The organism is Halothiobacillus diazotrophicus, assembly GCF_001663815.1.
GTDB lineage: Bacteria > Pseudomonadota > Gammaproteobacteria > Halothiobacillales > Halothiobacillaceae > Halothiobacillus > Halothiobacillus diazotrophicus.
The window spans coordinates 2,508,050-2,521,161 of the sequence record NZ_CP016027.1 but is presented as its reverse complement, the minus strand read 5'-3'; the positions used below and the strand labels follow the sequence as shown (position 1 = coordinate 2,521,161).

The 13,112-nt window shown below is 65.1% G+C and carries 7 protein-coding genes; 4 read left to right on the top strand and 3 right to left on the bottom strand.

Annotation, left to right across the window (positions count from 1 at the left end; translation table 11 throughout):
- Positions 1-39: 39 nt before the first annotated feature.
- On the bottom strand, positions 40-783 hold the full coding sequence (locus A9404_RS11245) for an endonuclease/exonuclease/phosphatase family protein (RefSeq protein ID WP_066101623.1): 744 nt from the start codon (positions 781-783) through the stop codon (positions 40-42).
- A complete protein-coding gene (locus A9404_RS11240) occupies positions 780-3,023 on the bottom strand; it encodes a VTT domain-containing protein (protein WP_082922931.1) in 2,244 nt (747 codons plus the stop codon). Before A9404_RS11240 ends, A9404_RS11245 begins: the two co-directional genes overlap by 4 nt.
- Before the next feature lie 451 nt (positions 3,024-3,474).
- On the opposite strand from A9404_RS11240, the gene mutS reads away from it, so the two are divergent.
- Positions 3,475-6,114 carry a DNA mismatch repair protein MutS gene (mutS, locus tag A9404_RS11235; RefSeq protein WP_066103283.1) on the top strand — a complete coding sequence of 880 codons (2,640 nt, stop codon included), beginning with the start codon at positions 3,475-3,477 and terminating at the stop codon, positions 6,112-6,114.
- 19 nt (positions 6,115-6,133) lie between these two features.
- On the opposite strand, the gene A9404_RS11230 is transcribed toward mutS, so the two are convergent.
- On the bottom strand, positions 6,134-7,648 hold the full coding sequence (locus A9404_RS11230; RefSeq protein ID WP_082922930.1) for a bifunctional aminoglycoside phosphotransferase/ATP-binding protein: 1,515 nt from the start codon (positions 7,646-7,648) through the stop codon (positions 6,134-6,136).
- Between the two features lie 329 nt (positions 7,649-7,977).
- Between A9404_RS11230 and mrcB the strand changes: the two genes are divergently transcribed.
- The 3 genes from mrcB to A9404_RS11215 are packed head-to-tail and all read left to right on the top strand — an operon-like array spanning position 7,978 to position 13,084.
- The gene (gene mrcB, locus A9404_RS11225; protein WP_156521317.1) at positions 7,978-10,341 is read left to right on the top strand and encodes a penicillin-binding protein 1B; all 2,364 of its coding nucleotides are present in this window, start codon (positions 7,978-7,980) and stop codon (positions 10,339-10,341) included.
- Positions 10,342-10,383: 42 nt separating this feature from the next.
- Positions 10,384-11,040 carry a tetratricopeptide repeat protein gene (locus tag A9404_RS11220; RefSeq protein ID WP_066101618.1) on the top strand — a complete coding sequence of 219 codons (657 nt, stop codon included), beginning with the start codon at positions 10,384-10,386 and terminating at the stop codon, positions 11,038-11,040.
- A gap of 55 nt (positions 11,041-11,095) precedes the next feature.
- Complete coding sequence (locus A9404_RS11215; protein WP_066103277.1) at positions 11,096-13,084, top strand: ATP-dependent DNA helicase; 1,989 nt, start codon at positions 11,096-11,098, stop codon at positions 13,082-13,084.
- The last annotated feature ends 28 nt before the right edge of the window (positions 13,085-13,112 follow it).

Sequence of the window (13,112 nt, the reverse complement as noted above, 5' to 3'; positions counted from 1 at the left end):
GTTCGCGCCGACCAATACGGTTTACGGGATCAAATCGACTCAACGGGTGGCTATGGGAGTGACAATGGGGTCCAAGAAGGATTCGCCGCCCTGGATCTGGCTGACAATGGGCAGATGATCCGAGGCCGACACCAGCAGCGGGTGACGGACGCGCTCGATGCCCGCGAGGTGCAGATCGCCGGCCAGCCAGATGGCGTCCAGCGGGAACAGGGGGCGGTGCGCGGGGAAACTGCGGAGGGCGGGCAGGCGCATGAAATGCCGGTGGATCAGGCGCAGGTTTCGTTGGCCCGGCATCCATTCGTTGAAGTCGCCGAGCAGGATTCGCTCTTTCGGGAGTGCGTGGTATTCGGTCTGGAGATGTTCGTGAATCCGGCGGACCTGAGTGCGTCGTTCCCAGGCCCGCAGGCCCAGATGGGTCACCCAGATGGCGATCGGGCGCCCGGCCTGGATCACGTTGGCGCGCAGCAGATTGCGTGGCTCCCGCCCTGCGACGGAGAGATCCAGGCTGGGCTGGACGTCAAGGGGCAGCCGGCTGAGCAACAGATTACCGAACTGGCCGCCGCCCGGCGTTCGGTGGCCCGTGGGGGCGAAGTGGCTGTGGTAGCCGGCGTCGCGAGCCAGCCGCAGCAGGGCATCGGTCTCCGGTTGATGGATCTCGACTTCCTGCAGCCCCAGCAGGTCGACCGCCATCGCCTCGATCATGGTCCAGGTGCGCCCCGGGTCGCAGAGCCTGTCGCGGCCCACGCAACCGTGGATATTCCAGGTACCCACGCGCAGCATCATGACCCGGAGGCCTGGCTCCGCAGCGACAGCCAATGGGATAGTCCCCAGCCGATGGCGATGAAGATCAGCGACACCAGCAGCAGCACGGCGATACTGCCCAGACTGGGGTGCAGGAAGGCGGTGAGCAGCCGGTCCGAAAACACGGTCAGGGCGAAGGTACCGGGTGCCAGACCGGCCAGGCTGCCGATGACGAAATCCCGGAAACGCAGGTGCGAGGCGCCGGCGACCACGTTGATCAGGGCAAAGGGCGCGATCGGCAGCAACCGGAAGGAAAACACCGTGAGGATGCCCTTGCGGGCCATACGCCGACTGATGTTGTCCAATCGGGCACCCGCCAGTCGACGGATGGTTTTCCGACCCAGCAATCGGCCAAGAAAGAAACCGAGCACTGCGGCCGATACGGCACCCGCGTAGGCGATGCCGAATCCCGCCCAGGCGCCGAACAGAAGCGCGCTGACGATCACCAGCGGCGTGATCGGCATACCGGCGACCGCAGCGCCGACGAACAGGAGCAGTGCCAGAACGCCGCCCAAGGGTTCGGTACGCAGCGCCTGGAAATGATGCGATAGGCGATCCGGGCTCAGCCATTCACTGAGTGGCGTCACCCGCCAGGCCAACGCCAATCCCGCGATCGAGGCGATCAGAACGGCCAGACCGAGGGCACGTTTGCCCATGGGTTTCCGGTGCTCGTGCTCGATGAACAGGTCGATCAACTCATCCGGTGGCATCGGGCGTTCCGGATCGATCACGGCCGCATCCGGCACCTGGCGCTCCAGGTCTTCATCCAGGGTGATCGTCAGCGGTTCGAGCCAGCGGCGGCGATCCGGGTCTGTTCTCGAGTCCTCGCTCTGGTCCAATTCCAGCCCCGGGGCATCCGCCCGGTTCAGCGCCTCGATACTGGCGATCAGCGAGCCGTGTGTCGACTCGGCAGCCGCCACCTGCGCTTCCGTAGTGCCGAGGTGTTCGGCCAATAGCCGGCGGCGGATCTGGTCAATCGCCTGTCGACCCGCTTCGTCACTGCCCAGCAACGAGAGATTGAGCTCCGAATCCAGCCCCATGGAACGGTTGGACAAGTTGGCGGAACCCACATTGAGGTGGATGTTGTCCGCGATGACGAGTTTGCTGTGTACGCTGATCATCTGCGGAGCCAGTCCTCGTACCTCGGGGTAATAGATACGCAGCCGATCGAAGGCGTCGGCAGCCTGAAGGCGCCGAATCAGCCGTGCCCGCAATACGTCCATCGTCACGCGCTCGAGCCAACCGTCCTTCTCCCGCGGCAGGACAATGACCAGCTCGGGACCGTCGGGCTCGCCGAGGCGATCGATCAATGCCTGGCCGATTCGATGGCTCGTGAAGTACTGGTTCTCGATGTAGATGAATCCGCTTGCCTGTTTGACTGCATCGAGCAGGACGGCCTCCACTTCACGTGCTTCGGACTGTTCACCATGAGCGGGCAACGTTCGGGCAATCCCGATATCGGCGTCGCGCAGCAATACCGGAACGTCTTTGGGCCAAGGCGTCGTCACCGCGTTCCGCTCGTCGGTTCGGTTGACCGGCGGGACATGCTCCCCCGTCGCCAAGGCCCAGCGTTGGCGGGCCAATTTGCCCAGACGGCTGGCCGGTTGGCCCGATACGAGCAGCGCAACGTCGTGAAAAGGCGGGTAGCGATCGCCCTGGGGATCGCGGCGCCGTTCGTCATCGGGAGCGTGTTCGGAGCTGTCCCAGCGCCATTTGGACGGGTCGAAGCCGCCGACCAGGGCCGTGCGGTCATCGACGATCAGCGCCTTTTGATGCTGCGAGGCGCCGAGGGGATGATGGCTGTCGAAATGCACATGCAACCTCGGGTGACGATAGACGCTCTGACTGAACAGGGGTCGCCATTCGCGCTCGAGGGCGTAGATCATCGAATAGTCCCATGCCAGCAGGTGGATGTGCAGATTCGGGTTGTCGGACAGGGCCCGGCAGACGACATCCACCAGGCGACAAGGAGATGAACGCTTGGTGCAGGGACGGGTCAACGCCATTCGGCTGTCGACGTCCCAGCAAATGATCCAGGCCTGGTTGCGCGCCTGCAGCAGGAGGTCGGCGAAGGCGCTGTAGTAGGCCTCGCCATCAATCAGGAAACTGACCTGCTCCGCGCGGTCGCGATGCCAGAACGGAGCGGCCTGGGAAATCGATTCCGTCCGCTCGGCGGTCACTGGCCGATCATCCAAGTTCGTTGAGGGTGGGTTAGGCGTCATATCGGCGTCTCATCCATTTCCAGTATTCGGGCGTTTGCAATCTGGCACGGTATCCGGTTGATTTAGCGGCCATCAAACACACCCCAACAAGAATAGACCACCATCGGCAGGGTTAATGTCACCGGATTCCTGGCCAGAATTACCGGCCAAAATTCCTGGTGGAAATTCCTGGCCTAAATTCCTGGCCTAAATTCCTGGCCTAAATTCCTGGTAAGGATTTTAGGGACGCGATCCACTGGCCGGCAGGAAACGACGGATTCGAGGCATCCTTCCGTGCAAGACGTTTCCCGCCACCCCGATCTGGCTGGCTCCGGGTCAGAACCGCTCCAGCGATCGGGACGCTGATCCCGTACAATATCCCGACGCCGATTCCCGCCCGTCAAATCCAGAACGTACCCAAAAACAAAAGAGCCGCTCCGTGACCGACGTCGATCTCAGCCAACATACCCCGATGATGCAGCAGTACTGGGCGATGAAGCAGGCGCATCCCGATGTGCTGCTGTTCTATCGCATGGGGGATTTCTATGAGCTGTTCTACAACGATGCCGAGCATGCGGCGCGGATTCTCGACCTCACGCTGACCCATCGCGGGCAGTCGGCGGGGCAGCCGATCCCCATGGCCGGGGTGCCGGCCCATGCCTACGAAGGGTATCTCGCCCGGCTGATCCGCGCCGGGGAGTCCGTGGCGATCTGCGAGCAGGTGGGCGAATCGGCCAGCGGCAAGGGGCCGATGCGCCGCGAGGTGGTGCGGGTGGTGACGCCCGGCACGGTGACCGACGAGGCGCTGCTCGACCAGCGTGAGGCATTCCGGCTGGCCGCGTTGATGCCGCTGCCCGCTACCAATCCCCAACAATACGCGCTGGCGCACCTGGATCTCGCGGCCGGGGATTTCGTGCTGATGCGCCTGGATGCCCCGAGTCTGATCGGCGAACTGGCACGGCTCGCCCCGAAGGAACTGCTGGTGCCGGAGTTGTTGGCCGAGGGGCAAACGGCGGAAGGGGCGGCGTTCACGCTGCTGAAACCCAAGCTTTCCGTGGAACCCAAGCGCTGGCGCCTGCGGCCCGACTGGCATTTCGACCCAAAACGCGCCGAGGAAACCCTGCGCGCCCAGTTCGGCGTGCACGATCTGCAGGGCTTCGGCGTGCATGAGGCCGAGTTGCCTGCCTTGGGCGCGGCGGCGGCCTTGCTCGCCTATGTGGCCGATACGCAGAAGACCGCCCTGCCCCAGATCGAGCGGCTGCGGGTGGAATCCAACGACGAGGCCCTGCAGATCGACCGGCACACCCGGCGGCATCTCGAACTGTTCAGCGCCCAGACGGGAGACGAGACCCACGGCCCCGATCCCTCGCTGATCCATCTGCTGGACGAAACGGTGACGGCCGTCGGCGCTCGCCTGATGAAAGCCTGGCTGGGTCGCCCGCTGCGCGATCGGCAGGTGTTGCAGCACCGCCAGCAGGCCATCGGCGAGCTACTGGAACTGGGTAATATCGAGACGCTGCGGTCCGGCCTGCGCGGCATCAACGATATCGAGCGGATCACCACGCGGATCGTGATGGGCAGCGCGCGGCCGCGCGATCTCTCCGGTCTGCGGGATTCCCTCGCCGCCCTGCCGGAACTCGCACAGATCCTCGCGCGGTTTGAACTGCCGCTGTGGCAACGCCTCACGGAGCGCCTGACCGATCTGCCCGAGGCGCGCACCCTGCTCGAACGGGCGCTGGTGGAAACCCCTTCGGTGTGGCTGCGCGATGGCGGAGTGATCGCCGCCGGGTTCGATGCTGAACTCGACGAGCTGCGCCATCTCTCGGAACACGCCGACGAGGCGCTGAATGCCCTGGAAGCCGAGGCGCGCGCCGAAAGCGGCATTGCGACCCTGAAGATCGCCTACAACCGGGTGCAGGGATTCTATTTCGAGGTGAGCCGGGCGCAGGCCGAGAAGATGCCGCCGCAGTTCATCCGCCGCCAGACGCTGAAATCCGTGGAGCGCTACACCACCCCCACCCTCAAGGCCTTCGAGGATCGCGTGCTGTCGGCGCGGGATCGGGCCTTGGCCCGCGAGCAGGCGCTGTTCGGGGAATTGCTGACCGAACTCGCGCAGCATCAAGGCGTGCTGCGCGACCTGGCGGCGGCCGTGGCGCAGACGGACGTGCTGCATGCCCTGGCCCGCGTCGCCCAGCGCTGCCAGTGGCGCGCGCCGGAGCTTTCGGCGGAACCGGGCATCGAGATCGAGGCCGGGCGCCATCCGGTGATCGAGGCCTTCAGCCCGAACGCCTTCACGCCCAACGATCTGAACCTCGGGCCGGATCGGCAACTGCTGCTGATCACCGGCCCGAACATGGGCGGTAAATCCACCTACATGCGGCAGACGGCGCTGATCGTGCTGCTCGCGCACATCGGTTCGTTCGTGCCGGCCAGCCGGGCGCGGATCGGCCCCGTCGACCGCATCTTCACCCGCATCGGCGCGGCGGACGATCTCACGTCCGGGCGCTCGACCTTCATGGTGGAAATGACGGAAACCGCCGAGATTCTGCACACCGCCACGGCGCAGTCGCTGGTGCTGATCGACGAGATCGGCCGGGGCACCTCCACCTTCGACGGTCTGGCGCTGGCCTGGGCCGTGGCCGAGCAGCTGATCAAGAAAAACCGGGCGCTCACCCTGTTCGCCACCCACTATTTCGAGCTGACCCAGCTGGCCGAGCAGTTCGCCCATGTGCACAACGTGCATCTGGATGCCGTGACGCATCGCGACGAACTGATTTTCCTGCATACGGTGAAGGCGGGGCCGGCCAGCCAGAGCTACGGGATCAAGGTCGCCGCCCTGGCCGGGCTGCCGCGCGAGACGATCCGCCGCGCCCAGACCCTGCTCAATCGGTTGGAACAGCAGGCGCCGGTCACGGGCGGCCATGCCGCCCAGCTGGATCTGTTCGCGCCAGCCACGCCCACGGAGGAAGCATCGATGCCCATCGAGGCAGAGGAAGAACCGAATCCGGTGCTGGACGCACTAACCTCGCTGGACGCCAACGACCTCACGCCCCGACAGGCGCTGGATCTGATCTATGCCTGGCAGGCGGCGTTGCGGGATTCCGCCGGGTAAAACCAGTTAACGACCCGGTCTACAGCGCCTCGAGAATGCTGCTCACCTGACCGCCGAACGGCGTATCGCACTGCAGGCGGAAGGTATGCGCCCGCTCGTCGGTGGTGAGCGGTTCAAGCTGCTGCATCTGGGCTTCGAGCACCTGCTCGTCCGCCTCGGAGATGTCCTTGCCGCTCGTGATCCGCTCGCGCAGGTAGCGACGCAGGGTCGGCCCATCGCACTCGATGAACAGAATGCGGAAGGGACAGCCCAGTTCCTTCGCCAGACGCGCGAAATCCCGCCGCTTCGCCAGATGCAGGAAGGTCGCGTCGATCACCATCGGCCAGCCGCTCGTCACCCCGATGCGCGCGATGCGGGCAAGGTGCGCGTAGATATGTTCGCTGGCGTCCTTGCTGTAGCGCTGGGCGCGATCGGTATACAGGCGCAGACGTTCGGCATCGGAGCGCACGCGGATGGCACCGGCCGCCACGACAAGTTCCTGCGCCGCCAGCGACTTGCCGCTGCCGGAAAAGCCGACCGTGATCCACAGCGCGCCCGTCCGCGGCGCCAGAAACTGTTCCGCCAGATCGGCATAACGCCGATAGGTCGCCCACTGGGCCGTCCGCTCGGCCTCGGTGGAATCCGGGCGGATTTCGAACAGGGCGATCTTGGCGCGCACCATGGCCCGGTAGGCCTGGTAGAAATTCAGCAGCGGCAGTGAGTCGTAATCGCCCGTCGCTTCCAGGTAGGCGCTCAGCAGGCGCCGCGCCGCGCCGACGAACTGCCGGTCGGTCAGGTCCATCAGCAGGAAGGCGAGGTCGCTGGCCGTATCGCTCCAGCGGAAATCCTCGTTGAATTCGATGCCGTCGAAAATGACGATCTTGCCGTCGATCCGCGCGATGTTGCCCAGATGCATGTCGCCGTGGCCTTCGCGCACGTGGCCGGTCTTCTTGCGGGTAACGATCAGGGGCTTGAGTTTGAGGAAGGCCGCCTCGCTGGCCGCCTCGATCCGATCCAGCTGGTTCTGGTCGTCATCGTCCGTGAGGAACGGGCGGATCTGCTCGAAATTCTGGTTGATGGGGAAGTACACGGTTTCCGGCGTGCCGAAATGGCTGGCCTGAGGCGCCTGCGCGGCCATTTCGTGGAACTGCTCGATCTGCTCGGCCAGCGCGTCGACCAGCGCGTCGTCCAGGCCATGGGTGGCGGCATAGTTGTCCAGCCGGTCGACCTGATCGAAGCGACGCATCTCGATCACGGGCTCGGCGGCACTATCGGGACTGGCGATCAGACCGCCATTGGCATCAAGGCCGACCACCGACAGATACAGTTCCGGCGCAAGGCGCTTGTTGAGACGGATTTCCTCCGCGCAGAAATGCCGACGCTGCGCCAGTTCGGAGAAATTCAGGAAGCCGAAATCGACGGGCTTCTTGATCTTGTAGGCATGATCGCCCGCCAGAAACACATGGGAGATATGGGTCTGCAGGTGCACGACCTCCCCATGGGTATCATGAAGATGGCGCTTGAAGCGTTCGATCAGCGAGGCTTGGTCTGGCATGGGTGTCGATTCCGGTCTGGGGTCAGGGGCACGGCGCGGTCACAGATTCTCGGCACCCCGTGGGGGTTGCTGCTAGACTGCACCATTTGAAACGTTTGATCCCGAGTTTAGCAAAACGCGGTGGTCAAACCGTGAAAAACCATCGCGGCGTGCCGCGGACAAGCCCTGCCGAGGCGGGGTCCGCGACCTGCGATAGAGTCGAAGCCAGGAGGTTCATCAGGACCCCGAACGCCCGGCTTCGCGTTCAGGTTTGGGCTTGGGGATTTTTCGATCCAAGAAAACATCTCAAGTAGTTAACGTCAGGTGTTTAGCGTCAGGAATTGAGTCCCGTGGCAACACGTAAGAAACCCGTGAAGAAAACCCGTGCCGATTCGGCAAAAACGCCGCGCAAGCGCCCATTGCTGGCCTTGTTCGTCAAACTGATGGTGCTGGGCGGCCTCGTGGTAGCGGGGCTGCTGGCCATCTGGGCCTACGTGCTGAACGAACGGGTCGTCGACCGCTTTTCCGGCACCCTGTGGAAGCTGCCGGCCACCGTGTTCGCCGCACCGCAGGAAATCTACGTCGGTCAGCACCTTTCCCCCAGCGAGCTGATCGGCGAACTCACCGCCCTGCATTATCGCGATCGCAACGACCTGTCCGAAACGGGCACCTTCGACCGAGTGGGTAACGAGGTGCGCATCCACCGTCGTGCCTTCGATTTCCCCGACGGGCAGGAACCGGACAAGCAGATCCGCGTCCGCTTCGTGGATGACGACGTACGGAGCGTGACCGACGCGAACGGCGCGGACATCGGCATCACCCGCCTCGAACCGATGATGATCGGCCAGTTGTACCCGGACGTGAACGAGGACCGAATCCTGCTGAACGTCGAGCAGGTACAGAAGGATGCCCCCCTGCTGATCAAGACCCTGATCACGACCGAAGACCGCGATTTCTACCACCACCATGGCGTCGTACCGTCCGCCGTACTGCGCGCCCTCATGGTGAACCTGGTCTCCGGCCATACGGTGCAGGGTGGCAGCACCATCACCCAGCAGCTGGCCAAGAACCTGTTCCTCACGCCCAAGCGCACGATCGAACGCAAGGTCGCCGAGATGATCATGGCCCTGGAAATGGAATGGCACTACAGCAAGGACAAGATCCTGGAAGGCTACCTGAACGAGGTGTATCTGGGTCAGGACGGCAGCAAGGCCATTCACGGATTCGGCCTTGCCGCACGCTATTACTTCGGCCGTCCGGTCGACGAACTGCGGCCCGAGGAAATCGCCCTGCTGGTCGGCATGGTCAAAGGGGCCTCCTACTACAACCCGCGCCGCAATCCGGAGCGCGCCAAGAACCGGCGCGACACGGTCATCGATCTCATGGCCAACAACGGCCTGATCAGCGAAACGGAGGCGGGCGAACTGAAGCAGCGACCGCTGGGCGTACTCAAGGAAAAAGGCACCACCTCGCCGCATCCGGCCTTCCTGAATCTCGTCCAACGGCAGTTGGCCGAACAGTACAAACCCGAAGACCTCAAAACCAAGGGACTCAGGATCTTCACCACGATGCAGCCGCGCGTGCAGGCGGCGCTGGAGCATGCCGTCGATGCGCTGAACGGCATCGAGAAGGCGCGCAAGTACAAGCCGGACACCCTGCAGACGGCGGGGATCATCACGTCGATCGGCACGGGCGAGGTACAGGCGCTGATCGGCGGACGCGACCCGACTTACGAAGGCTATAACCGGGCGCTGGACGCCCAGCGGCAGATCGGCTCGCTGATCAAGCCGGCGATCTACCTGACGGCACTGTCCGACCCGGCCAAGTATTCGCTGATCACCCTGCTGGACGACTCGCCCATCACGATCGATCAGAAGGGCTCTGAACCCTGGACGCCGAAGAACTATGGCGGCAAGTTCCTCGGCCCGACCCCGCTGTACATGGACCTCGCCGAATCGCGCAACGTGCCCAGTATCAAGCTCGGCATGGACGTGGGGCTGGACAACGTCGCGGATACCCTGCACAAGCTGGGTGGTCCCGAAATCAAGCCCTTCTTCCCGGCCATGCTCCTGGGTTCGATGACGATGACGCCGTTTACCGTGGCGCAGATCTACCAGACGCTGTCCTCGGACGGCTTCTATAGTCCGTTGCGCGCGATCCGCAGCGTGGTGGACAGTCAGGGCAAGCCGCTGTCGCGCTATCCGCTGCAGGTCACCAAGGTGGCGGACCCGAACGCGCTCTACCTGCTGCAGTACGCGATGCAGGGCGTGGTTTCGGATGGCACCGCGCGCAGTCTCAACAGGACCATCCCGCCCTCGGTCGGCGTGGCCGGCAAGACGGGGACGACGAACGACAGCCGCGATGCCTGGTTCGCCGGTTTCACGGGCAACCGGGTGGGCGTGGTCTGGGTGGGCCGCGACGACGACAAGCCCACCAGCCTGACCGGTGCGAGCGGCGCGCTGCCCGTGTGGGCCGCCGCGTTCAAACCGCTGTACAATAAACCACGCGACATGACGCCGCCCAAGGGCATCAGCTTCCAGCGGGTCGACGTGGCCCTTCAGGCTCGCGTGCCGCAAACCTGCCCGGGCATTCTGATGCCGTTCGTCAGCGGTTACGAACCGCAGGCCGTGCAGGATTGCCAGGGTACGCCAACCGGCGGCGCTTCGGCCCCGAGCGACAATCCCTTGAACCCGATTCTGAATTTCTTCCGTTAGCCTCTTCCGTTAGCCTGTGCCCTCGTTTAAGGACTGCGACCCATGACATTCTCCGCGATCGGTTTTCCTGCTTCCTCCACCCGTCCCGCACGCCGCACCCTGGTACGCGCCGGACGCTTCGCGGTCCCGTTCGCCGTGATTGGACTGCTGGCCGGCTGTGCCTCCGCACCGCCCCGACCGACAGCGCCAGCGCCGACCATGACGCAGCCGCCGATCCCGCCCGCGGTTCAGGCCCATCCGCTCGTGATGCCGACCATCCGCGAACAGAAGCTGCCGCCCCAGAGCGGCATGAACGGAGGCGCCGCAAGTCCGGGGGGAACGGGGATGAACAACGCGCCCATGCAGGTCACGCCGACGGCCAGCGCCCCGGCCGTGCGCGCGCTGATGGTTCGCGCAGAGCACCAGACCAAGGCCGGTGATCTCGGCGGGGCGGATGCCACCCTGGAACGGGCGGTGCAGATTCAGCCCCATGACGCCCGACTGTGGATGGACTTCGCCCAACTGCGCCTGGCGCAGCAGCAGCCCGCCGAAGCCGAACAGTTCGCCCTGCGCGCCGTGCAGTACGCCGCCAGCAATCAGGAACTGAGCGCCGCCTGGCTGCTGGTCGCCAAGGCCCGCGATGCACAGGGCAATGCACAAGGCGCCGCCGATGCGCGCCGTCGGGCCGGGGCACCGTCCGTCAACCAGACCCAAGGTTGATGACCCGGCCAATGTCGTTGCCCGTCACCCTGCGATGTCGCCCGCGCCGGACATCGTGAGTACGCACGCCGCCCAGGCCAGCACCAAGGCCGCCAGCAAGCCCGCAACCATCGACGCCGTATTCGGCGACGCGGGGGTGCTGGCGGCCGAATTCCCCGGCTACCAGCCGCGCCCCGGCCAGGTACAGATGGCGGAGATCATCCGCGATGCGATCACCGACTCCCGCACCGTGGTGATCGAGGCAGGCACCGGCGTCGGCAAGACCTTCGGCTATCTCGCCCCCGTGCTGCTGTCCGGGCGCAAGGCCATCGTCTCCACCGGCACCAAGCATCTGCAGGACCAGATCTTCGGGCGCGATCTGCCCGAGATCAAGCGCCTGATGGGCTCGGATGCCCGCATCGCCCTGCTCAAGGGACGGGCCAACTACCTCTGCCCCCACCGCCTCAAACGGGCGCTGGAAGAAGGCCGCCTGCAAAGTCCCGAGTGGGTACGCGCCCTGCACCGGATCAAGGACTGGGCCAGCCGATCCATCGACGGCGACATCGCCCGCTGCGGCAGCGTGCCCGAAGAACACGGCATCTGGCCCCTCGTTACCTCCACCAACGACAACTGCCTGGGCAAGGAATGCCCGCAATTCGACGACTGCTACGTGGCGAAGGCCCGCGAGGCCGCCCACGAAGCCGACGTGGTCGTCATCAACCACCATCTGTTCTGCGCCGACATCGCCATCCGCCAGAGCGGTTTCGCGGAACTGCTGCCCCAGGCCGACGTGATCGTCCTGGACGAGGCGCACCAGCTGCCGGAGATCGCCAGCCTGTTTTTCGGGTCCGCCCTCAGCAGCGGGCAGATGCTCGACCTCGTGCGCGACACGGCCCGCGAGCAGCAGGCCGAGGCCGCCGACATGACGGACGTCACCCAGGTCGCCCAGCAGTTCGAACAGGCGATCGACCCGGCCGTACAAGCGCTCAAGAACGCCCGCACCGACCGGATCGCCTGGGCCGAACTGGCGGACGACGCCGGCATCAACGCGGCCTTCGATACCCTTCAGGAGCGGCTGGACGCCTTGCGGGCGGCCCTGGAAATCGCCGCGCCGCGCGGCAAGGGGCTGGGCAACTGCTTCGAACGGGCAGTGCAGATGAGTCAGGCCCTGCGCAGTTACCGCAGCGCGGCCGAGGACGCCGAATCCGTGCGCTGGCTGGAACGGCGCGAGCGGTCCTTCACCCTGAACACCACGCCGATGGACGCGGGCAAGACCTTCGCGGAGATCGTGGAAAGCCAGCCGCGCGCCTGGGTGTTCGCCTCGGCCACCCTCGCAGCGGGCAAGGACTTTTCCCACTTCACCCGACGCCTGAATCTCAACCTCGCCCTGTGTCAGCAGACGCCCTCGCCGTTCGTGTATCCCGAACAGGCGCTGATGTACCTGCCGCCGAACCTGCCCGACCCAAAGGGTGACCCGGACTACACCCTCAAGATTCTCCGGCTCGCCTTCCCGGTATTGAAAGCCAGCCAGGGCCGCGCCTTCCTGCTGTTCACCAGCCACCGCGCGCTGCAGGAAGCCGCTCGCATCCTCGACGGCAAGCTGCCTTTCCCCCTGTTCGTGCAGGGCACCCAGTCCAAGGCGGCCCTGCTCGAAGCCTTCCGCCAGTCGGGCAACGGCGTGCTGCTGGGCACCCAGAGCTTCTGGGAGGGCGTGGACGTGCGCGGCGAGGCGCTGTCGGTCGTCATGATCGACCGCATCCCCTTCGCCTCGCCGGACGATCCGGTCCGCCGGGCGCGCGAAACCCAGCTCAAGGATGCCGGCCTCTCGCCGTTCGCCGCCATGGCCCTGCCCGAGGCAATCATCACCTTCAAGCAGGGCGTGGGCCGACTGATCCGCGACGTGACCGATCGCGGGGTGCTGATCCTCTGCGATCCGCGCCTGCAAACCACGGGCTACGGCCGGCAGATTCTCGATGCCCTGCCGCCCATGCGCCGTACTTCGGATCTGCGGGCGGTGCAGGCGTTTTTCACCGACGCAGCAGACCCGGTCCCCGCGAACGAATGAATTCCCGACCGTTTCGCAGACACACGAG